The sequence below is a fragment of the Proteus hauseri ATCC 700826 genome, from assembly GCF_001654965.1.
In the GTDB taxonomy this organism is placed as follows: Bacteria; Pseudomonadota; Gammaproteobacteria; order Enterobacterales; family Enterobacteriaceae; genus Proteus; species Proteus hauseri.
Map to the genome: position 1 here is coordinate 27,998 of NZ_LXEV01000022.1, position 23,204 is coordinate 51,201.

The 23,204-nt window shown below is 38.2% G+C and carries 24 protein-coding genes; 10 read left to right on the forward strand and 14 right to left on the reverse strand.

Annotated elements, in window-relative coordinates; genetic code table 11:
• The first annotated feature begins 27 nt into the window (after positions 1-27).
• From M997_RS09255 to M997_RS09275, 5 genes are all read left to right on the forward strand, one after another.
• The gene (locus M997_RS09255; RefSeq protein WP_064719836.1) at positions 28-345 is read left to right on the forward strand and encodes a LapA family protein; all 318 of its coding nucleotides are present in this window, start codon (positions 28-30) and stop codon (positions 343-345) included.
• Between the two features lie 12 nt (positions 346-357).
• On the forward strand, positions 358-1,530 hold the full coding sequence (lapB, locus tag M997_RS09260) for a lipopolysaccharide assembly protein LapB (protein WP_064719837.1): 1,173 nt from the start codon (positions 358-360) through the stop codon (positions 1,528-1,530).
• A 48-nt stretch (positions 1,531-1,578) separates the two neighbouring features.
• Complete coding sequence (gene pyrF / locus M997_RS09265) at positions 1,579-2,322, forward strand: orotidine-5'-phosphate decarboxylase (protein ID WP_064719838.1); 744 nt, start codon at positions 1,579-1,581, stop codon at positions 2,320-2,322.
• The gene (yciH, locus tag M997_RS09270) at positions 2,315-2,638 is read left to right on the forward strand and encodes a stress response translation initiation inhibitor YciH (protein ID WP_064719839.1); all 324 of its coding nucleotides are present in this window, start codon (positions 2,315-2,317) and stop codon (positions 2,636-2,638) included. The genes pyrF and yciH overlap by 8 nt, the downstream gene beginning before the upstream one ends.
• 108 nt (positions 2,639-2,746) lie before the next feature.
• The gene (locus M997_RS09275) at positions 2,747-3,157 is read left to right on the forward strand and encodes a hypothetical protein (RefSeq protein ID WP_064719840.1); all 411 of its coding nucleotides are present in this window, start codon (positions 2,747-2,749) and stop codon (positions 3,155-3,157) included.
• A gap of 84 nt (positions 3,158-3,241) precedes the next feature.
• Here M997_RS09275 and M997_RS09280 read toward each other — a convergent pair whose 3' ends face one another.
• The 11 genes from M997_RS09280 to M997_RS09330 all read right to left on the reverse strand — a co-directional run bounded on the left by M997_RS09280 (position 3,242) and on the right by M997_RS09330 (position 13,515).
• Positions 3,242-3,565 (reverse strand): hypothetical protein, encoded by a 324-nt coding sequence (locus tag M997_RS09280; protein WP_064719841.1) that lies wholly within the window; start codon positions 3,563-3,565, stop codon positions 3,242-3,244.
• A 37-nt stretch (positions 3,566-3,602) separates the two neighbouring features.
• Positions 3,603-4,151: an RNA 2'-phosphotransferase gene (locus M997_RS09285; protein ID WP_064719842.1), complete on the reverse strand. Its 549-nt coding sequence runs from the start codon at positions 4,149-4,151 to the stop codon at positions 3,603-3,605.
• 176 nt (positions 4,152-4,327) lie between these two features.
• Positions 4,328-6,271: an exoribonuclease II gene (locus M997_RS09290; protein ID WP_064719843.1), complete on the reverse strand. Its 1,944-nt coding sequence runs from the start codon at positions 6,269-6,271 to the stop codon at positions 4,328-4,330.
• A gap of 103 nt (positions 6,272-6,374) precedes the next feature.
• Entirely contained in the window at positions 6,375-7,013 is a 639-nt protein-coding gene (nth, locus tag M997_RS09295; protein ID WP_064719844.1) for an endonuclease III, read from the reverse strand.
• Positions 7,014-7,025: 12 nt separating this feature from the next.
• On the reverse strand, positions 7,026-7,730 hold the full coding sequence (locus M997_RS09300) for an electron transport complex subunit E (protein WP_064719845.1): 705 nt from the start codon (positions 7,728-7,730) through the stop codon (positions 7,026-7,028).
• A 1-nt stretch (position 7,731) separates the two neighbouring features.
• The gene (gene rsxG / locus M997_RS09305) at positions 7,732-8,358 is read right to left on the reverse strand and encodes an electron transport complex subunit RsxG (protein ID WP_064719846.1); all 627 of its coding nucleotides are present in this window, start codon (positions 8,356-8,358) and stop codon (positions 7,732-7,734) included.
• 16 nt (positions 8,359-8,374) lie between these two features.
• A complete protein-coding gene (rsxD, locus tag M997_RS09310; RefSeq protein ID WP_064719847.1) occupies positions 8,375-9,451 on the reverse strand; it encodes an electron transport complex subunit RsxD in 1,077 nt (358 codons plus the stop codon).
• 6 nt (positions 9,452-9,457) lie between these two features.
• Positions 9,458-11,755, reverse strand: a complete 2,298-nt coding sequence (gene rsxC / locus M997_RS09315; protein ID WP_064719848.1) for an electron transport complex subunit RsxC — start codon at positions 11,753-11,755, stop codon at positions 9,458-9,460.
• On the reverse strand, positions 11,748-12,374 hold the full coding sequence (gene rsxB / locus M997_RS09320) for an electron transport complex subunit RsxB (RefSeq protein ID WP_064719849.1): 627 nt from the start codon (positions 12,372-12,374) through the stop codon (positions 11,748-11,750). The genes rsxC and rsxB overlap by 8 nt, the downstream gene beginning before the upstream one ends.
• Positions 12,374-12,955, reverse strand: coding sequence for an electron transport complex subunit RsxA (rsxA, locus tag M997_RS09325; protein ID WP_064719850.1), 582 nt, complete (start codon positions 12,953-12,955; stop codon positions 12,374-12,376). The genes rsxB and rsxA overlap by 1 nt, the downstream gene beginning before the upstream one ends.
• A 92-nt stretch (positions 12,956-13,047) precedes the next feature.
• Positions 13,048-13,515: a DUF2569 domain-containing protein gene (locus tag M997_RS09330; RefSeq protein ID WP_064719851.1), complete on the reverse strand. Its 468-nt coding sequence runs from the start codon at positions 13,513-13,515 to the stop codon at positions 13,048-13,050.
• 140 nt (positions 13,516-13,655) lie between these two features.
• On the opposite strand from M997_RS09330, the gene M997_RS09335 reads away from it, so the two are divergent.
• Together M997_RS09335 and M997_RS09340 are read left to right on the forward strand one after the other, a co-directional pair.
• Complete coding sequence (locus tag M997_RS09335; RefSeq protein ID WP_064719852.1) at positions 13,656-14,699, forward strand: oxidoreductase; 1,044 nt, start codon at positions 13,656-13,658, stop codon at positions 14,697-14,699.
• A 22-nt stretch (positions 14,700-14,721) separates the two neighbouring features.
• Entirely contained in the window at positions 14,722-15,711 is a 990-nt protein-coding gene (locus M997_RS09340; RefSeq protein WP_064719853.1) for a bile acid:sodium symporter family protein, read from the forward strand.
• A gap of 114 nt (positions 15,712-15,825) precedes the next feature.
• On the opposite strand, the gene M997_RS09345 is transcribed toward M997_RS09340, so the two are convergent.
• Both M997_RS09345 and add read right to left on the reverse strand, forming a co-directional pair.
• The gene (locus M997_RS09345; protein WP_064719854.1) at positions 15,826-16,242 is read right to left on the reverse strand and encodes a hypothetical protein; all 417 of its coding nucleotides are present in this window, start codon (positions 16,240-16,242) and stop codon (positions 15,826-15,828) included.
• A gap of 146 nt (positions 16,243-16,388) precedes the next feature.
• A complete protein-coding gene (gene add, locus M997_RS09350; protein ID WP_064719855.1) occupies positions 16,389-17,390 on the reverse strand; it encodes an adenosine deaminase in 1,002 nt (333 codons plus the stop codon).
• A gap of 590 nt (positions 17,391-17,980) precedes the next feature.
• On the opposite strand from add, the gene M997_RS09355 reads away from it, so the two are divergent.
• On the forward strand, positions 17,981-18,949 hold the full coding sequence (locus M997_RS09355; RefSeq protein ID WP_064719856.1) for a hypothetical protein: 969 nt from the start codon (positions 17,981-17,983) through the stop codon (positions 18,947-18,949).
• Between the two features lie 96 nt (positions 18,950-19,045).
• On the opposite strand, the gene M997_RS09360 is transcribed toward M997_RS09355, so the two are convergent.
• A complete protein-coding gene (locus M997_RS09360; protein WP_064719857.1) occupies positions 19,046-20,743 on the reverse strand; it encodes a YdgA family protein in 1,698 nt (565 codons plus the stop codon).
• A 581-nt stretch (positions 20,744-21,324) separates the two neighbouring features.
• Here M997_RS09360 and fumC point away from each other — a divergent pair.
• On the forward strand, positions 21,325-22,719 hold the full coding sequence (gene fumC / locus M997_RS09365) for a class II fumarate hydratase (RefSeq protein WP_064719858.1): 1,395 nt from the start codon (positions 21,325-21,327) through the stop codon (positions 22,717-22,719).
• Positions 22,720-22,812: 93 nt separating this feature from the next.
• A complete protein-coding gene (locus M997_RS09370) occupies positions 22,813-23,175 on the forward strand; it encodes a hypothetical protein (protein WP_064719859.1) in 363 nt (120 codons plus the stop codon).
• Positions 23,176-23,204 lie beyond the last annotated feature (29 nt).

Consider the following 23,204-nt stretch of genomic DNA (forward strand, 5'->3'; position numbering starts at 1 on the left):
AGAAAAGCGAATAAAAAAGGAAATAATGTGAAAAAAGTCCTACTTTTTATTTTGGTTATTCTTGTTTTTGCCGTTGTAGTCATTGCCATGACTTTAGGCTCGAATAATGATCAGGTAGTTACTTTTAATTATCTTATTGCACAAGGTGAATATCGTATTTCTACCTTGTTGGCAACGCTGTTTGGTGTTGGTTTTGTACTCGGTTGGGTTGTCAGTGGTCTTTTTTATTTACGAGTACGTCTATCTTTAGTAAGAGCAAAACGTAAGATTAAACGTCTTGAAAGTAGCCAAACTAAACAAGAAAGCCAAGAACATCGTCCAACTGTTGCTTCTGCTGCGAAATAAGGACGATAGCTGATGCTAGAATTGCTGTTTCTGTTATTACCTGTCGCTGCGGCTTACGGCTGGTATATGGGACGCCGCGGTGCCCAGCAGGATAAACAGCAGAATGCCGACCGCTTATCACGAGAATACGTGGCAGGCGTTAACTTCTTACTTTCTGATCAACAAGACAAAGCGGTCGATCTCTTTCTTGAAATGCTTAAAGAAGACAGCTCTGCTTTTGAAGCTCACCTCACGTTAGGTAATCTTTTTCGCTCTCGAGGCGAAGTCGAACGTGCCATTCGTATCCACCAATCCTTAATGGAAAGCGCCGCATTATCTTTTGAACAACGCCTGTTAGCGGTTCAGCAACTTGGTCGCGATTATGTTGCTGCGGGTGTGTATGATCGTGCTGAAAATATGTTTCAACAACTTATTGATGAACAAGATTTTCGCCAAAGTGCATTACAATCACTATTGGCTATCTATCAACTTACGAGTGATTGGGGTAAAGCGATAGAAACAGCCGAGAAGCTGGTTAAACTTGGTCAACATGAATTAAAAGAGCAAATTTCACATTTTTATTGTGAATTAGCTTTGCAAGAAATGAGTAGCGATAATCTGGATAGCGCATTGAGTTTTTTGCAAAAAGCAGGGCAAACAGACCCACTTTGTGCGCGAGTCTCTATTATGTATGGTCGTATTTATATTGCCCGCGATGAAAAACAAAAAGCTATCGATGTATTGATGAGAGTTATTGAACAAGACAAAGAGATGGTAAGCGAAACGCTACCAATGCTATTTGAATGTTTTCAAACCCAAAATAATAATGATCCACGTTGGGAAAGTTATTTACGTCAATGTGTCGAAAGCAATTGTGGCGCAATTGCAGAGCTTTACCTTGCTGATATTATTGAAGCCAGAGAAGGCATCGAAGCGGCACAGCTTTATATTAATCGTCAATTAGAACGCCATCCTACTATGCGGCTTTTCTATCGTTTAATGCGTTATCACTTATCTGAAGCAGAAGAAGGCCGAGCAAAAGAGAGCCTGATTTTGTTGCGTTATATGGTGGGTGAACAAATACGTACTAAGCCTGATTATCGTTGCCATAAATGTGGTTTTACCTCTCATGCATTATATTGGCATTGTCCATCCTGCCGTTCGTGGGATACCGTTAAGCCAATTCGTGGCTTAGATGGTCAGTGACAATGTCACTTTTACTAAAATAGTCTCTTTATAAATAAAGGCCCTAAAATGTCATATCACTGTGATAAAAAATCGCCCGAATTCACCTGCGCGCCCGTTATTGTGGCATTAGACTATGAAGACCAGAAAAGTGCGTTGGATTTTACTCAACGTATCGACCCTTCATCTTGTCGTCTAAAAATAGGCAAAGAGATGTTTACCCGTTTTGGTCCTCAATTTGTTACCCAGTTACAAAAGCAAGGATTTGAAATTTTTTTAGATTTAAAATTTCATGATATTCCCAATACAGTCGCTCGAGCTGTAGCCGCTGCCGCTGATCTCGGTGTGTGGATGGTTAACGTTCATGCTAGTGGTGGTAGCCGCATGATGCGTGCAGCAAAAGAGAGCCTGGTATCTTTTGGTAACGATGCGCCGTTATTAACTGCGGTGACGGTGCTTACCAGTATGGATCAATCTGATCTCACTGAATTAGGTATTACACTAACGCCAGCACAACAAGCAGAGCGTTTAGCGTTACTAACAAAAGAGTGTGGCCTTGATGGTGTTGTGTGTTCAGCGCATGAAGCAACTCGATTTAAACAGGTATGTGGTGATGATTTCTTATTAGTGACCCCCGGAATTCGACCTACAGGCAGTGATGTCGGTGATCAGCGCAGAGTTATGACACCAGAACAAGCTATTATTGCTGGTGTTGATTACATGGTGATAGGACGACCAATCACGCGTAGTGAAAATCCATTAGAAACATTGCGTCAAATAAATACAGCAATAAAAGGAGTTCAACATGGATAATAACTCCCGTCTGGTTTATTCCACGGATACAGGACGAATTAAAGAAGAAGAACAAAAACCAGAACGTCCTGCTGGCGATGGTATTGTCCGTATTCAGCGCCAAACCAGTGGACGCAAAGGCAAAGGGGTTTGTGTGGTTTCTGGTATCGATTTAGAGGATGCTGAACTGACCAAATTGGCCGCAGAATTAAAAAAGAAATGTGGTTGTGGTGGTAGTGTTAAAGATGGCATGATAGAAATTCAAGGCGATAAGCGAGATTTAATTAAATCGCTATTAGAAGCCAAGGGAATGAAAGTTAAACTTGCTGGTGGCTGATAAAGTTATTCACTCGCAATCCAATTAAATACTAGTGCGCTGATTTTTAATAAAAATTGGCGCATTTTTATTATCATTAGATAGATTATTCTTTTTAAAAGGTGTTTTATGAAAACGTATTTGATGATATTTGCGATGCTATATTCTTCGGCACTTTTGGCTGAAAATAAAACAGATATGCTGGTGACAGAAAATAAATACTGTTCATCACCAAAACAAACGATGGACGAAATTTATGAAAATGGTGCGCGAACCTATTGTGTTTATAAAGGAATGAATCTTCTTGATGCTTATAAGAAATATGTCAACGAACATGATGAAGAATACCTAGAAAAAACGTTAAAACTGAACGTAAATCGCGAAAAAGAGTATGCTGATGGAAGCATTTCTGTGGTGTATAAATGGGAAAGCCCACGCCGTTTAGTGATTGAACAGCAGTTTTCTGGTGGAAGCACTGATTTTCTGTTTGAAGAAAATAAGGCGGGAACAAAAATAACCATTACAGGGTATCCCGATTAATTTGTCATGTTCAATAATACGTTCTACAAACATAATAACATGATAGTACTTAGGTGACATTGTCACCTTTTTAAACTTTATGACTTACTCTATATCACTATCTCTATTATTCTCGGGCTTAAAATAATCTATTGCATCTAAAATATTTTGTAGCACCACTCCCTCTTTTTTATTAGCGGCATCTTGTAGTAAGCCCGCGAGGATCGATTTTCCAATATCGGCTGGAACCACCATAGGTGCTAAAACATCATTTACTTTAGGAAAATTATCCCAATACAACCCTATGCATTTATTCGATTTTTTTTCTCTATTTAAATGATTATATTTACCATAAATAACATAAAAGCCTCTTTCTTTATTATGATAAGCAATATGAGGTGATCTCCAATATGAAATTAATTTACTCATTTTAGTCTCCGTACTTTTGTGATTAAAAAGTACAATGTTATTGTATTTTATTAATTTTTAGATATTTTACTGGCACAGCCAATGTTAACCATACGCCATTATCAGCTTGATAAAATTCGATACCATCTTCAAACATTTGCTGACTATTTACTGTTAATACCACTGGTTTTCCGTGTCGATGACCGACATTTACCGCTGTTTTATCGTCTTCAGAAAGGTGCACATATTGGCGGCCATTAGGTATTAAGCCTTTGTCAAAAATACTCTCTATAAAACGACTTGCTGTACCGTGATAAAGCGCTTTAGGGGGGCTAATAGGTTGATAATCAACGGTGGTCTTTAATGAGTGACCTTGAACCGCGCGAATAAATAGTCCATCTTCTGAGATAGCAAACCGCTTTTTATCATTGGTTTCTACCACATCTTCAATTAATTTGCGTGTTAACTGTGTACCTTGTTTCTGTGCTAACTGAATTAATGTTGAGATTTCACCCCATCCTTGTTTATTGAGTGATAAACCAATACTTTCAGGGGAATGGCGTAAGATATAGCTTAAGAAACGGCTAATTTGTACTTTGTCTTTCATTGTTGGTATTCCATTTATATTCAACTAAATTTATGGTGCGCATTGCCTTAATTATTTTGCTAACCATAAAATATTTCCTTTAAACTCAATGCGTTTAACATATTGATATGTATATATAAAAAAAGCTGATGACTCAGATGAATCACCAGCTTTATTGTATCTTGTTTTATTACCGATTAAATAGGGCGAGCAACGATATTTCGGGTTTCAAGCTTAACGTCTTCAATGCGTACCGGAATGATATCATTGAGTTTATAAGCTGCTTCTCCTTTAACAATCACTGTGCCCGTTTCTTGGCTGCACTGAATTTCATCGCGTACTGAGTGTAAGAATGGCGCAGGAATAAAGGCAACTGCACCATTTTCAACTAAGCGAACGCGAATACCACCACGGGTGATATCGATAATTTCTGCATTAAATGGCGTGTCAGTACCAGCAAAAGATTTTAAGAAACGCGCGTATAACCAATCACCCACATCACGTTCAGCCATACGGTTTGCACGACGACGTTCAGCAATACGGATACAAGCTTCTTCTTGCGGTTTTTCTGCGGCACCTTTACTAATTATTGCCTTGAGTAAACGGTGATTTAAAATATCACTGTATTTACGAATAGGCGATGTCCAAGTGGCATAAGCGTCAAGGCCTAAACCAAAGTGGGGACCGGGTTCGGTTTTGATTTCTGCAAAGTTTTGGTAACGACGAATGCGGCTATCAAGAAATTGATTTGGTTGATTATCGAGTTCTCGACGCAACTGACAAAAACCATTTAAGGTTAATAAACTTTCTGACGTGGTTTCTACACCATTGTCTTTTAATGTTTGAACAACTTGGTCGATATAGAGTGGATCAAACCCAGTATGAACATTATAAACACCAAAGCCGAGTTCTTTTTCTAACACTTTAGCAGCGCAGATATTCGCAGTGATCATCGCTTCTTCTACAATGCGATTCGCAATGCGGCGTTTATCCGCTACGATATCTAATACATTACCGCCTTCATCAAGAATAAAACGGTAATCTGGGCGCTCTTTAAAGACTAACGCATGTGTTTCACGCCATTGGTGACGTTTTTCACACATCTCTTTTAATAGCATCACTTGCTGATGAACAACTTCATTTTCTGGCTGCCAATCAGTGGCTTCGCCTTCTAACCAGTTAGATATATTGTCATAAACCAGTTTCGATTTAGACTCTACCCAAGCTGAATAAAAATTAATATCCTCAAGCAATGCGCCATCTTGCGCAATAGACACTTGGCAAACTAGTGCAGGGCGTTTTTCATTTGGACGTAATGAACAGATGTTATCGGATAACTCACGTGGCAACATCGGTATATTAAAGCCTGGCAAATAGTTAGTTAAAGCGCGTTGTGCTGCGATTTTGTCTAATTCACTATTTGGTAGAATATAAGCGGTAGGATCAGCAATGGCGATAAACAGTGTCAGCTGGCCATTGTCTTCTTTGCGAATATAAAGTGCATCATCCATATCTTCGGTTGATGCACTATCAATAGTAACAAAAGAGAGAGCCGTTAAATCTTCACGAGGTTGAACATCGTGTAGGGTTAATGCTTCTTCGCCCATTTCTGGCGCATCACGCTCTAATTGATGACGCATTAATGTTACCCACCAAGGGGCAAAATGGTCATCTTTATCTGTAATAAAGTGTGTTAATTCAGCTTGAAAATTTTTGCCGCCCTTAAGTGGGTGACGGCGCATTTCAGCCACAGCCCAGTCTTGATCAGAAAAAGTATGATCTAAACCTTGAATTGGACGGCTAGGAATAGCGTCTTTTAATAAAGGATGGTCTGGGATGATCCACAGACGGTTATCACCTTCTTTTTTCTGAACGCGTCCGACAAAACGTGTTAAAAAAGGTTCTACAAGTTCTTCTGGCTCGACAGATTCTTTATTATTATTAGTATGAACGGCAGCAAGAACACGGTCGCCATGCATAACCTTTTTCATTTGAGGAGGCGGGATAAAATAGCTTTTCTGACCATCAACTTCAAGGAAGCCAAAGCCTTTATCTGTTCCCTTTACAAGGCCTTCCACGCGCGGTGTTTGGGCATGGAGTTGCTGTTTTAGCTGTGCAAGCAGCGGATTGTCTTGAAACATATTTTTCCGGAAAGTCGGCAGTTTTAATAATTAAAGTGGGCAATAGTTTTATTCGATTGTGCGTAGTGACGCAAGTAGTATGCATCAGAAAAACAGTAAAATATTACTCTGGATCCGTTTTTTCTTTAAATTCGCAGAGATCTTCAATAATACAAGAGCCACACCGTGGTTTTCGTGCAATGCAGGTATAACGACCATGAAGGATAAACCAATGATGGCAATCTACTTTAAATTCTTCAGGAACAACTTTTAGTAGTTTTTGCTCAACTTCATTAACGTTTTTACCGGGCGCAAAGCCTGTGCGGTTACAGACTCGAAAAATGTGAGTATCAACGGCAATGGTTGGCCAACCAAATGCGGTATTAAGAACCACATTAGCCGTTTTTCTTCCTACTCCTGGTAATGCTTCTAATGCCTCTCTGTCTTCTGGCACTTCACTATGGTGTTTATCTACCAAAATCTGACAGGTTTTAATCACATTTTCTGCTTTGGTATTAAATAAACCGATGGTTTTAATGTATTTTTTTACCTCGTCAACACCTAAATTTAGGATGGCTTGAGGTGTATTAGCAACAGGATAGAGCTTTGCCGTTGCCTTATTTACGCTCACATCTGTCGCTTGTGCTGATAATAACACGGCGATTAACAATTCAAACGGAGAGTCAAATTTTAGCTCTGTCGTAGGGTGTGGATTGTCATTACGCAACCGAGTTAGAATTTCAATACGTTTTACTTGATTCATTGTGCTCACAAATTAATTTTTAACGATATGGCTGCCACAACCTTGTTCTTTTTCGTAGGTTTTAGTTGCAGCTGATGAACGTTTTTTCTGTTTTTCATCAATCAGGTATTTGGCGGCTAACATAAAGCCCAAACCAATAAATGCACCTGGTGGTAAAATAGCAAGTAAGAAAGGCGAGTCTAAATGAATTATCTCAATTCTTAACACTTGTGCCCATTCACCTAAGAGTAAATCCGCGCCATCGAAAAGTGTGCCGTTACCTAAAATTTCACGTAATGCACCTAATACAAACAGTGCAGCTGTTGCGCCTAATCCCATCGCTAAACCATCAATTGCCGAAGGAAATACTTCATTTTTAGCAGCAAAGGCTTCAGCTCGGCCAATAACAATACAGTTAGTAACAATTAGAGGAATAAAGATCCCTAAAGATTGATATAAACCATAAGCATAAGCATTGATAAGCAATTGTACGGCGCTAACAACAGACGCAATGATCATAACATAAATTGGGATACGAATTTCAGAAGGAACCCAACGACGTAAACTAGAAACAGCTACATTGGTACATACCAACACCAATGTTGTGGCTAAACCGAGTCCTAAAGCATTTGTCGCAGTAGATGAAACCGCCAGTAAAGGGCAAAGACCAAGCAATTGCACTAATGCAGAGTTATTTTTCCATAACCCTTGTGAAAATAGCTCTTTAATTGAATTCATTCTATTGTTCCTCACAAACAGGCAGTGTTGCTATTTGTTCAGGTAATGATTGCATTAACCATGCTGTACGTTTTGATGCATTAACTACCGCACGAGGGGTGATCGTTGCACCTGTAAATTGATCAAAATCTCCACCATCTTTTTTAACGGCCCAGCGAGGATCGCTTTCACCAGAAATGAATCTATTACTCAGCGAGTTGATCCAATCAGAAATACGAGTTTCTATTTTATCGCCTAACCCTGGGGTTTCATTATGGGTTGTTACGCGAACACCAAGTACTTTACCTTGAAAATCAGCGCCAACTAATAACTCGATAGCACCGGAATAACCATCAGGTGCTGTTGATTCTAGAGCTGCTGCAACAGGCTTGCCATCTAAACGTGCCACATAAAGTTTATGAGGTTTATCATTGCCCAATGCTTTATTGGTTAAAATATAACAATCGTTAGAAAGATTATTATTATAAATAGATTGAGGGATAACCTGATCGAGCAATTTCTGTTTTTCTAAGGCGGCTTGTTCGGCAATAGTATCCGCGGTTAAATGATAAACAACAGCGGTTAGTCCTGTTGTACAAGCAGCAAAGATAGCTAATGTTAGCCCATGACGTTTTAGTATATCGATCATCATTTTCTCCTTGGCATTAATGCCCGTAAACACGGGGGCGTGTATAGCTATCAATTAAAGGTACTGCAATGTTGGCTAATAGCACTGAGAATGCCACCGCGTCAGGATATCCACCATAAACACGAATAACCCAAATTAATAAGCCAATGATAGCACCATAAATTAAACGACCTTTTGGTGTGGTTGATGCGCTAACTGGGTCTGTAGCAATAAAAAATGCGCCAAGCATCGTTGCGCCAGAGAAAAGCTGTAATAGTGGTTGAGAATAACGAGTAGGGTCAATTCCCCAACTAATAACAGAACACAGCGCTAATATTGCTAACATTGCTACTGGAATATGCCAACTAATAATACGTTTATAAAGTAGGATAATTCCTCCTACTAAATAGGCGATGTTAACCCACTGCCAACCAATACCTGCGAATTCACCCTGTAAAATAGGCGTTGCTAATACTTCATCAATAGAATGTGTTAGTAAGCCAGTTTTAAAACTGTCGAGAGGGGTTGCTTGCGTAATGCCATCTACTGAACGTCTTAAATCTTCTAGTGTTAAACCTGATGATGTATGGCCACTAAAAAAGAGACTTAAGCTATCCATCATATTATAAGAGACAGCTTGTAGTTCTATTGGGGGCATCCATGAAGTCATTTGTACAGGAAATGAAATAAGCAGTACAACATAACCTACCATTGCAGGATTAAACGGATTTTGCCCTAATCCGCCATAGATGTGCTTAGCAATAACGATGGCGAAGAAAGTTCCTAATACGATGATCCACCAAGGTGCTAATGGAGGAATACTAATTGCTAATAGTACGCCAGTAAGTAATGCCGAGTTATCTTTAAGATAAGTGCGAGGATCTTCTTTTTTTAGCCATATACAAAGGCTTTCTGCTACTAGTGCCACAATGATTGCTAACACAATTTGGTAGATTGTGCCTAAACCAAAGAAATAGATTTGGCTAAAGATACCTGGTAACGCAGCGAGAGCAACCCACAGCATCACTTGGCTGGTGGATTGCTGATTATGCGTAAAAGGTGAACTCGCAATTTTTAGCTTACTACTGTTATTTTGTATTGGTCTGAATTTCATTTGTTATTAATCCGAGGTGACTTCTTCTTTAGCACTGAGTTGTTGCGCTTTTTTTGCTTTGACTCTCGCAATGGCGGCGGCAACGGCCGCTTTACGCGGATCGATTTCAGCATCAGGGCTTTGTGCAGGTGATCCACTATTTTTTAGTTCAACTTCGGCTTGCTGTGCGGCTTTTTTAGCTTTAACACGGGCAAGTGCAGCAGCAACAGCGGCTTTACGTGGGTCGATTTCTTCCGCTGCATCGTTAACGCTTGCTGCTGGCGTTTCAATTGTTGGTGCTGTTTCGGCTTGCTGTGCGGCTTTTTTAGCTTTAACACGAGCAAGTGCAGCGGCGACAGCGGCTTTACGTGGGTCGATTTCTTCCGTCGCAGAGTTATTGCTTGCCACAGGTGTTTCTACGGTTGTCGCGGTTTCGGCTTGCTGTGCGGCTTTTTTAGCTTTAACACGGGCAAGTGCAGCGGCGACAGCGGCTTTACGTGGGTCGACTTCTTCCACTGCATCGTTAACGCTTGCTGCTGGCGTTTCAATTGTTGGTGCTGTTTCGGCTTGCTGTGCGGCTTTTTTAGCTTTAACACGAGCAAGTGCAGCGGCGACAGCGGCTTTACGCGGATCGATTTCTTCCGCTGCGACATTGTTATCTGCCGATGATGAAAGTATTTCTTGTTCAGCTACTTTAGCCGCTTGTCTTGCTCTCGCTTCTTCTTTACGTTTTTTACGTGCTGCAATAGCCGCCGCGTTATCAGGTAATTCGCCAGCCTTCACTGCGATAATTTTACCAATGCTCTGTTTTTCTTTTACACGAGACAGCGCTGATTGAATTTCGCTCTGTTCTTTATCATCAAGTTTAACTGCTGCACGTTGATGGCGAGCTTCACGTTCAAGTTTTTCTCGTTCCATCCGCACTTTTTTCGCTTCAAAACGTTGTTTAGCTTCGCTGGCTCGTTTCGCTTCAGCCGCAATTTCACGAATTTCAGCTTTTTCTTGGCGATAATATTGCACTAACGGAATATTACTTGGACAGACATAAGCACAAGCACCACATTCAATACAATCAAATAGATTATGTTGTTCTGCTTTTTCATGCTCTTTACCTTGACTAAACCAGTAAAGCTGTTGTGGTAATAAGCCACTAGGGCAAGCATCAACACAATGACCACAACGAATGCAGGCTTCTTCAGGATTATCTGCATCCATTTCATCTATGGAAGGAATTAATAAACAGTTAGTGATTTTTACTACTGGAGCATTTAAGTCTGGTAGGGTGAAACCCATTAAAGGTCCCCCCATAATGACCATTTGTTCTGAACCCGCTACAAAGCCAGCTTGTTTTAAAACATTATGAATAGGTGTACCTAATCGTACCCAAAAATTACCCGGTGTTTTGGTTCCGTTACCGGTTATGGTAACAACGCGTTCAATTAATGGTTCATCATCAATTATGGCGCGTTTTATTGCGACAACGGTACCCACGTTTTGCATTAACACACCAATATCGGATGAACGTCCACCAGAAGGCACTTCTTTACCCGTTAATATTTTGGTGAGCTGTTTAGCGCCACCCGATGGGTATTTGGTTGGAATAATTCGAATAAAGATACGCTTTTCATCAGGTAGTGCGTTTAATGCTTGTCTTAAGGCCTCAATAGCTTCAGGTTTGTTATCTTCAATACCAATTAACACTTCGTCAGGTGAAAGTAAGTGAATTAATATCTGACACCCCGTAATCACCTCATCGGCATGTTCTTGCATTAAACGATCATCAGCAGTGATATAAGGTTCACATTCAGCCGCATTAACAATTAATGTTTTAACTAAATCGCCAGCCCCCTTGAGTTTAGATGCTGTAGGAAAACCTGCACCACCTAATCCTGCAATACCTGCGTCATGTATGCGGTTTAACAATGCTTCTCTACTTTGTGAGTGGTAATCAGCTATTGGTGATTTTTCACGCCACTCATCTTTACCATCAGATTTTATTCTTACGGCAATTTCAGGTAAGCCAGAAGGGTGTGTACTAGGAAAGGGTTCAATCGCTGTAACAGTGCCAGATATAGAAGCATGGACAGGTAAGGTTCTGCCAACACCTTTAGTTAAAGGTTGGCCTTTTAATACGTGATCACCAATATTAACGCAAACTTGTCCCGGCACACCTAAATGCTGATGAATAGGAATAATCACTTCATCAGGAAGCTGTGCTACGCGCATAGGTGTGCGGCTTGATTGCAATTTCATTTCAGGAGGATGAATACCGCCTTTAAAATCCCAGATTTTATCTTTTTTAAATAGTGAAAAGAGATTAAACATGAGCATTATCCTCCGCCTTTAACGACGGTTCATCTTCGGGTGTTTCTTCTGGTTCTACGGGAATATTTTTAACCGGAATGGTGTTTAAATCCCATTTCCAGTTTGATGTTGTGACTTTTACTGGAACTAACGTTATGCAGTCTGTAGGACATGGCGGTATGCATAAATCACATCCTGTACATAAATCTTCAATCACTGTGTGCATGGCGCGTGTGGCTCCAACAATGGCATCGACAGGGCAAGCCTGAATACACTTAGTGCATCCTATGCAATTGTCTTCATCAATCAGCGCGACTTTTCTAATTGGATTTAATGCTTCTTCATCGCCATCAAGTGGTTGAGGATCGACGCCCATGAGTTCGGCTATTTTTAACATCACTTGCTCGCCGCCCGGCGCACAACGATTAATCATTTCACCATTGTTAGCTACTGCATCTGCATAAGGGCGACAACCCGGGTGTCCACATTGTCCACATTGGCTTTGTGGTAAAATGGCATCGATACGTTCAACAATAGGATCTTCTTCCACTTTAAAACGACGAGCGGAATATCCCAAAATAAGACCAAAGATAAGGCCTAGTGCACCAAGTACACCAATTGCTATCCATAAAGAGTTCATTACAGTTTCACCAAACCACTAAAACCCATAAAGGCGAGAGACATTAAACCAGCAGTAATTAAACCAATAGATGATCCCTTAAACGGTGCAGGAATATTGGCAACAGCAAGTCTTTCTCGAATAGCAGCAAATAATACCATGACTAATGAGAAACCCACCGCTGCACCAAAACCATAAACTGCCGATTGCATAAAGGTGTGCGCTTGATTGATATTGAGTAAGGCAACCCCTAATACAGCGCAGTTTGTCGTAATTAAAGGTAAGAAAATCCCCAATAGGCGATATAACGTTGGGCTGGTTTTTCTAACAACCATTTCAGTGAACTGTACAACAACAGCAATCACTAGAATAAAACTGAGTGTGCGTAAATAGAGTAAGTCTAGCGGGACTAAAATAAAGTTATCCATTAGCCAGGAGCTAATCGAGGCCAATGTCATAACAAAGGTTGTTGCAAATCCCATTCCTATAGCGGTTTCTAATTTTTTTGATACACCCATAAATGGGCATAAACCAAGGAATTTGACCAGTACAAAGTTGTTTACCAATACGGTGCCAACGAATAGAAGCAAGTAATCAGTCATTGCTATGCCAAAATTGTTAAAAATGGAGAAAAAGCCTCATAAAATAATGAGGCTAAACGGGCGAGTATAATATCAAGCTGAAATGTATGAAGTTATCGATCTTGTGTGAAAGTCTCACGAACACGCTTGGAGTACTTAATATAAGGAACAAAACAGACCGTCGATGCCACAGACCATAAAAGCGATTTTACGGCAAGTTGATCATCAACAGGCGCAAAACCAAAACTTTTAATTGCGAGCAGCAGATTTATCATCAGCCAGATAATAAATAAGCGAGGGAAATTCTTTGCGCGATAAAAAAATTGCCTAATTAAATAAAGAGTAAAGGCAAACATCACCCAAGTCGTTAAAGCAGAAAGATACCAGCTAGACATTAAGTGGATAGGAAGCTGGTGGAGAATCGAAAAGTCTGAAAAATATTTTATTACATACAGTACAGACATCAACCCTGAGCCTATAATCGATAAAAGCATATAAGCCAAGGGCGCAAGTAACCAACCAGTAATAGGCGCTCTTGATGAAGAAGGATAATCAGAGTTTAACTTAGGTTTTAATTTCATTAATTAAATATCTCTATTTGGGTACAAGCAACTAAACGCGATATTATCACAAACTTTGTTATTATTTATTTAGCTGTAAAAGGTAAAGTGATTTTTAGTTAACAGAAAAAGCAATACAAAATAAAAAATAGGATGGGGTAATGGCAGATAAACTTAATGTTGGGATCATCGGTTATGGCTATGCAAGTAAAACTTTTCATGCGCCATTAATAACAACCACAGAAGGTTTGCATCTTAGTGCAATTTCAAGTTCTGATGAAAATAAAGTTAAACAAGATTTTCCTGATATGACGGTATATGCCAATTCGCAGGCATTACTTGATGATCCTTCGTTAGACCTGATTGTTATTCCAACACCCAACGATACGCACTATTCACTCGCTTCTCAGGCACTGGCAAAAGGTAAGCATGTTGTTGTTGATAAACCTTTTACGTTAACGCTTGGAGAAGCTGAAAAGCTAACTCAACAAGCCACCGAAGCAAGAAAGCTTTTATCTGTTTTTCATAATCGTCGTTGGGATTCAGGATTTTTAACGGTTAAAAAACTTTTAGCGGATAAAGTATTAGGGGATGTTACTGCTTACGAAGCTCATTTTGATCGCTTTCGACCCACTGTTCGTCAACGTTGGCGAGAAGATGCCGGTATAGGTGGTGGGCTTTGGTATGACTTAGCACCTCATCTTTTAGATCAAGCTATTTGTTTATTTGGTGAACCTAAAGCGATTACCGCAGAAATTGCTCAATTACGTCCTAATGCTAAAAATGCAGATTACTTTCATGCTCTATTAGATTATGACAATCTTAAAGTTGTTCTTCATGCCTCCATGCTTGTTGCTGCTCAAACGCCTATTTTTGCTATTCATGGTACAAAAGGGAGTTATGTGAAGTATGGTCTTGATACTCAAGAAGATGCGCTAAAGATCGGCCATCTACCCACAGAAATGTATAATTGGGGAATGGATCCTAATGATGGTGAACTCACTACATTGGGTGAGTCAGGTGAATTAGCGACAACGACAATTCCTACACTTGCTGGTCATTATTCTGCTTATTACGATCAAATTTATCGTGCTATTACATTAGGTGAAGAAAATCCGGTTACGCCAGCACAAGCAACAGCAATTATGCGCCTGATTGAAGCGGGTGAAATTTCTAATCGTTTAAAACAAACTATTACGCTATAAGTAAAAAGGAGCGCAAAATCTAATGTCTTGGTGGCAAAAACTAAAACTTGATCCTTTTCTAATGATAATGATTTGTGTGGTAACACTGGCAACGCTATTACCAGCACAAGGCGATATCAAAGTGATTTTTCAATATCTCACCACAGGGGCGATAGCGCTGCTATTTTTCTTGCATGGTGCCAAGCTTTCTCGAGAAGCAATATTGGCGGGGTTAGGTCATTGGCGATTACATCTTACTGTCTTTACAAGTACTTTTATTCTGTTTCCGATCCTGGGATTAGGATTACAAGTCATTGTACCTGAGTGGATGTCACCAACTGTTTATATGGGTTTTTTATATCTTTGTGCACTGCCTGCAACGGTTCAATCTGCGATAGCTTTTACTTCTGTTGCTGGTGGTAATGTTGCAGCCGCAATTTGTAGTGCATCAGCTTCAAGTATTCTAGGTGTGTTTCTATCACCCATTCTGGTGGGTTTTTTAATGCAGACTCAAGGTTCTGCTGAAGACTTTGATACTGCGGGTGCAATTCAATCTATTTTACTGCAATTAATGGTACCGTTTATTATCGGGCATTTGTCTCGCCCTTTAATTGGACGTTGGGTCGATAAACATAAAAAATTAGTAAATCGAACAGATCGTTCCTCTATTTTACTCGTGGTTTATGTGGCATTTAGTGAGGCGGTTGTTGAAGGTATTTGGCATAAAATAGACGGTTGGTCGCTATTAACTATTACGGTTGTGAGCTGTGTACTATTGGCGATAGTTATTGTGATTAATATTTATAGTGCGCGATTGCTTGGTTTTAATAAAGCCGATGAAATAACGATTGTTTTTTGCGGTTCTAAAAAAAGTCTTGCCAATGGTGTGCCGATGGCGAATGTATTATTTCCTGCGGCAACAGTGGGTATTATGTTATTACCATTAATGTTATTCCATCAAATTCAATTAATGGTTTGTGCGGTATTAGCCCAGCGTTATGCGAATCAAGGAAAAAAAACAGAAAATAAATAGGTTTATGCTGGTGGCTGTATAATAAACAATATATTTTTTATTATACACATTGATTATTGAGCATCGATTTAAAAATAAGTCGGTGCTTTTTTATATGATAAATAAGTGATTACTTTATTTATCTTGTATATTCGATAAAGGCTTCTGTTGTGATTTAAACGGAATAGCTAAACCAAATACAAAAAAAATCAAAAAAACAAAAAACATATTCAAGTAATCTTCTTTATTGTTTTTTACAATAGTATCTAAATGACTTGTAGAGAGTTCTCGTTGTTCATTAATCGCATGTTTTCCTTGCTGAAGTTCATTTAGCATAGTTTGAGCTATTGAAAAATTTTCTTGATTAACCAGTAATTTTACACCACCCATTGCTTGGGCATACATTTGATTATTCCAAATAATGTTTTCATCTAACAGAATGGCATCTATTCCTTCTGATTGAAGAAATCCGACTTCAATTGCGGCTTCTAACGGTGATAAATATTGTGATAATAATTGATATTGACCGCGAGTAGGATGAATGTTCCACATATCAATTCCCTAACTAAAAAAGATATTAAGATTTTATTTTAGCTTAAGAACGATAAAATTTTCCATTTATTATTAAATAGAAATAAAAAACCACCGGTTAGACAAGTGGTTTGAATTAATTTAGCGAGTATTTTTAATTTAAAATATTAACGCAAACTTGCTTTTTTAATTAACGCTTCACGTTCAGCTTGGCTAATAAACGCCATTTTTAATCCGTTAATTTGCGTTTGACGAATTTGCGCTGGTGTTAAACCAGCTGCTGGTGCTGCAACGTTATATTCGTGTTTTAATTCAATACCTTCAACGGCGGGATCATCTGTGTTCAATGACGCCAAAATGCCATGAGCTAAAAAGGTTTTTAATGGATGTTCTGCCAGTGAACTAATAGTGCTAGTTTGAATATTTGAGGTTAAGCAAGATTCAATTCCAATTTGGTGCTCGGCTAAATAATCCATTAAACGAGGATCTTCAATTGCTTTAACGCCATGGCCAATACGTGTTGCACCTAGCTCTTTAATTGCATGCCAAATACTTTCAGCACCCGCGGCTTCACCGGCATGAACAGTAATATTCCAACCGGTATCACGCGCACGATTAAAATGAGGTAAAAATAAGTGCCCTGGAAAGCCTAGTTCATCGCCCGCTAAATCAAGCGCTGTAATTTTATCTTGATGTTGCAATAATCCGTTAAGTTCCTGTTGGCAAGCATCTTCACCAAAAGTACGACTTAAAATACCTATTAAACGAACATCTACATCGTGAGTTTGTAAGGCACTTTGAACACCGTCAATTATTGCTTCTACCACACCTTCAACAGGTAATTGATGTTTCATTGCCATATAGTAAGGCGAGAAACGTAATTCTGCGTAGTCGATTCCTGCATTAACAACATCAACCACATTTTCATAAGCTACACGCTGACAGGCATCTAAATCAGCTAATACAGCCACACCCCAATCAAGTTTCTGTAAAAAACTGACTAGGCTTGGCTCATTTTTAGTAATTTGCACATGAGGGCGCAACGCTTCTAATTCATAAGCAGGCAGCGCAATATTATGTTGTTGCGCTAAATCTAAAATAGTTTGTGGACGAATATTTCCATCTAAATGACGGTGTAAATCGGTTAAAGGCAACTGTGTGTCAATCACGCGTTATTTTCCTTTTTAATAATAATAATGAAAATCTATCGTTTTAAGTGATTTTCTTTTAATTGAGGTAATAATAAATAGTTGCTCATTATTATGAGCTATTTTTATATTATTCACCATCAATACAATTAATATTGTCTATTTTTAATACTAAATTTAATTGTTTTTATTAATATTTATCAAGTAGATACCATTAAATTTATTTTTCGACTCATTTATTGTCTGCATTTTTCAATATAACTGACGTTTATTATCAATCCAATTGAAACATCAGAATATTTGCTAATAAATAAACTTATCATTTTTTTTGATGTAAGCTATCAGTTTGTTTGATAGAAGGAAGGTTAGAAATAATATAGCTATTCATTAATATATAAATAATATTTTTTATGAGTTATTTATTTTAAACAGGGATCTAAATAAGATAATTATTTATAGTTAAATATAAAAAATAAAAACTCTTTTATTAATTGTGGATTAAATTTAATGAAAAATCATTAATAATATTCGCGCATTAAATTTTTTAAATAATTTTAATTATTTATAAAGAATAACTATCTATAGTTAATTAAACAAAATAAAGGATTATTATGAATAATACTTCAGATAATGAAATTGAAAAAAATGATGATATAACAAGTAAATCTACGGCTAAATTGCCAGAAACATCAATTATTCCTCCTACATCAACAAATACAACTTATGGCTCTCAAGTTGTGACGGGGAATGGTTCTATTGCGTTAGATTTAGTGGTTGTGATTGATACTAGTGGTTCAATGTCTGATGAATCAGCAGATTTGAGTAATCAAATTGATGCGGCTATTCAAAAGGCATTAGGACTTTGTCCATCAAGCCTTCGAGTTACATTCCTTGGTATTGAAGGTACTTGGGATGGTACTAAATTTGATCAGTCGGTAAGTGATTATTTAATTGCACAAGGTATTGATGCCAGTGAACTACAGGCGAGAAAGCCATTTAAAGAAGCTGATGGGCGCGATCACGCGGGTAATAAAGAAGATTTATGTCGCGCGGTTATTGATGTCAGTAAATTCTTTGATTGGCGTGATGGTGCTCGTCGCGCTATTTTTGTTTTAGGTGATGAAGGAATGGAAGGCGGTGGGGGGGTTTTAACTAAAGCAGCGATCACTAAAAATAATGAAGCGATTTTAGTAGCAAGAACGGAAGGTATTAAGGTGCATACCTATCAAGGTACGCCGGATGATAGTCCTACAAATATTGACCGTTTTCCATCTATGGCAGCAAAAGACAATATAACCAAAGAATACGTTCGGTTAGCGACACAGACTGGAGGGCGTTCTTATATTTACACCACCGGGATTGCCAATTTTGTATTAGTTTTACAAGAGATTTTCTGTGATAGCTTGCTGCCACCTGTTCTACCTGATCCTGATACAGAGCATCCAAATTGTAGTTATGTTTGTGAACAACTCCCTGCAATTATATCGACAGTAAATAAACTTGCTGAAATTATTAATAAAACAATAGATTCTTGTTGTAATGATGATGCAGGGCACAAAAAAGACTGTAGTGGGTGTTGATGTAATTAAGTCGTTGGTGTGAATATTAAAACACCCCATCATATTATTTTCTGATGGGGTGTTTTTTTAGTTCAAACTAACTGATAAGAAATAAAATTATTGAGCTTGTGCAGGTTGCTCAGGAATAACAATTTCTTCTTCTTCAAGAATGGCTGGATCTTCAGTCATTTCTTCAGATTCTGCTTCTGGGTATTCTGAATAATCTGATTCATCATAATCACCATAAGAAGAACCCGCACCAATTAGCATACCAATCAGACCTAACATCTGAGGCGCTTGAGTCACTTCCATAAACTCATTGAAGCTATAAGATTTACCATTCATGGTAAATTTATCAGCTGCATAATCGAGGCTTAGATTCAATGCGTTACCATCTTTAGAAAGCAACATCAGAGGTAATGCATTTTTCTCATCTTGAGACATCTGATTGATGTTTTGTTGTAACTCAGTTTTGATTTTCTCAATATCCGCAGTCGTTTCTTTCTGAATTTCTGCTTTATCAGCATCAGTCAGTGCCGTTTCTTGATAACGAGCCGCATCCAGATACTGAGTTGTGTTACGGAACTCAGTTAACATTGGCATTGATAAATCAACGTTTAATTTGATGTTTTTAAACAGTTTATTAAACAGTTCAGCGGGGTCTTTTACGCTATCTAAATCTTTGATGCTAAAGGCATTAAGATCAATGGCAAAATTAAGCTTAGTTGTGCCTTTAGTATTAGTTAAAGAAGCATCGTCAATACGGAAAACTAAACCTTTTTCTAATACATCACGAACAGCTTGTTCAATCATATCTGAACTGTCGTAGTTGTATTTATTCCAAGGTAACAATGAGTTGTTATAAGCTTTAGTTAATAACAACATGGCATCTGTATTTGCTTTATCAATAGAGTAAGCAAGTTTACCTGCACCAAATTCTAAGCCACCGATAGTGAGTGATTTAAAATCATAAGATTGAGAGGCATAGAACAGTTTATCTTTGATATCACTTTTTGTCGTGATAGACATATCTTTTAGCGAGAAATTAGACGCTTTATCATCACTAACATGTGAAATTTCAGCAAGTTTTAGTGATTGCTCGTTAAACAGATATTGGTCATTGTTAACTTTAGTTCCTGAAATCGTACCATTGATATTTTTAATGGTAAAAACTTCAGTATCACGGTTGGTGATAATCATTTCATCGCTTTTGATCGAGGTTGCAATTTTAGTTGCATCTTTATCAGAAGAGAACGCGATAGTAATTGGTGTCGTTTTAACTTTGTCTTTATCTTCAGCAAAATCGATAGCACTGATTGTGACTTCACCTGATGCAGAACCATCAAAACCTAAAGAGGTATGAGAGCCAACAATAGATTTATCTTTAGTCAGTTTAAATAGCTCTTTGGTAGTTTCGTTATTAACCAGAGTACTATCTACTGCTGCTAATTTTGGTGCTAAATTAAATTTTGCCAGATCAGAAAGAGGGAATGGGCCATGAGCGATATCAGTCGCCATCAGGATTTCTTCAGGTTTGTTGTCTGATGCTTGGTCTGAATCTGGATCTGAAATTTTTGTAATAACAACAGCTAAGTTCGCATTAGAAGAAAAAACTCCTTTTTTGTAATCACGAACTTCTAATTTAACATCAATGCCTAGTTGGTTTTCTTTAGCTAGTTGAGCCAACTGAACATTTGCGCGTTCTGTTTCTTGTTGTAAGCGGCTCTCAATTTTGCTGCCCATGTACCAAGATGCACCGGTCCAAACAACACCAAGTGCAACAATGACACCAACAGCGACAAGCGATTTCTTCATAATTCTAGTCCATCCTCAATGTACATCTGGCGATGTACGTTATAAAAGCTGTTTTGTAACCCTTAAACAACCCGATAAATTGGTGATAAATATTACTAAATTTGGATATAGATAATCTGCATATATACATCGCCATCTATATTAACTGTAAATATAGATTTAGTGGAATAAAATCGCAATCAGAACTTACTTAGTTACTTGCTAACGTAATGAGTTTAAAGCGAAATGATTATGGACATTAATCAATATAAGATATTAGTTAAATACACTTGATTTTATCAGTTTCAGATTTAAACGATATTTAATTGTGATGGGTTGCTATTTCTTCAGTTTAATATAAACATATAATTAGTGTGGGTATAAATAAGATAGCGAAAAGAGTAAAACGTGAAAGATGAAATAAGTACGCTAATCGTATTTCATCAAAAAAATCAACAGATTTCATTCTGTTATAAATTTCATAAGCTCGCTTTAGCTCTCATATTTATTATTCTATATATGGCATGATAACTGTATCCGAGTTATTTACTATAAAGTGATTCGGGATTAATCAATTATTCTGTGTACTTAAGGAGATTGAAATGGCAGCCACTCGCATTGAAAAAGACTCAATGGGGCAAATCGAAGTACCAGCTGACCAGTTATGGGGAGCACAAACGCAGCGTTCTCTAGAACACTTCCGTATTTCAGTAGAAAAAATGCCTGTTGCACTTATCCACGCGCTTGCTTTAACTAAAAAAGCGGCGGCGGGTGTTAATATGGATTTAGGCTTATTACCAAAAGAACGTGCTGATGCAATTATTGCCGCCGCAGATGAAGTTCTTGCTGGTAAACATCCAACTGAATTCCCATTAGCAATCTGGCAGACCGGTTCTGGCACTCAATCAAACATGAATATGAATGAAGTGTTAGCTAACCGTGGTAGTGAGATACTTGGTGGTATCCGTGGCATGGAACGCAAAATCCATCCGAATGATGATGTTAATAAAAGTCAGAGTTCGAATGATGTGTTCCCAACAGCCATGCATGTCGCTGCTGTTATTGCATTACGTCAGGATTTGCTGCCTGAACTAAAATCACTGCTGAAAGTATTCAAAGAGAAAGCAGAAGCTTTCCACGATATTGTTAAAATTGGCCGTACTCACCTGCAAGATGCGACGCCATTAACTTTAGGTCAGGAAATTTCTGGCTGGGCTATGATGCTAGAAAATAGTATTAAACATATTGATAATTCTGTTCCTCATGTCTGTGAACTGGCGCTTGGCGGCACAGCAGTAGGTACAGGATTAAATACACATCCTGAGTATGCCGTTCGTGTTGCTAAACGTATCGCAGAATTATCTGGTCAGCCATTTGTGACTGCACCTAATAAATTTGAAGCATTAGCAACGTGTGATGCATTAGTTCATGCTCATGGTGCATTAAAAGGCTTAGCCTCTTCGCTAATGAAGATTGCTAATGATGTACGTTGGTTAGCATCTGGCCCTCGTTGTGGTATTGGTGAAATCGCTATTCCAGAAAACGAACCAGGCAGTTCAATTATGCCAGGTAAAGTTAACCCGACTCAGTGTGAAGCATTAACTATGCTTTGTGCCCAAGTCATGGGGAATGATGTTGCAATCAATATTGGTGGTGCATCAGGTAACTTTGAACTGAACGTTTATCGCCCAATGATTATTGATAACTTTTTACAATCAGTACGTTTACTTGCTGATGGTATGCGTAGTTTTAATGAACACTGTGCTATTGGTATTGAACCAAACCGCGAACGTATCAATAAATTACTGCATGAATCATTAATGTTGGTCACTGCGCTAAATACGCACATTGGTTACGATAAAGCCGCTGAAATTGCGAAAAAAGCGCATAAAGAAGGCTTAACGCTGAAAGAAGCTGCATTGAAACTGAACTACCTAACTGCTGAAGAGTTTGATAGCTGGGTACGTCCAGAAGATATGGTTGGTAGCATGAAATAATAAGAGCGCAAAATCTCTTGTTAGCTATGAATAGTCAAATGCTCAATCCCGTCAATATGGCGGGATTTTTAGATCATATTAGGATAAATAAATATGAATGAAGACATTATTTTTACGGCAACGGAAGTTAATTGTTACATTGAAGACGATGTCACTATTATTGGAATAGGGGATGACCCGGTATCGCCTGAACATTTTATAATTCTTTCAAGATTTGATGAAGAAGATGAAGATATTGATAATTCTATTGGATTTATGACTCATTTATCTGATATCGAAACAATTAATGCGATAAAGCAAATTACATTAAGTCGAGAAAAAGTCATTTTTTCATTAACGACTGATATTAAAATTTCAATCAATCTAGAAATTGATGATAGCCATTTTACTCATTTACACGAGTATTTATTACTTATTATCAAAGACAGTTCAATTAAGTTAATTGTAAAACAATAATATCAATAAGTACCAAAATAGAAAGAGCC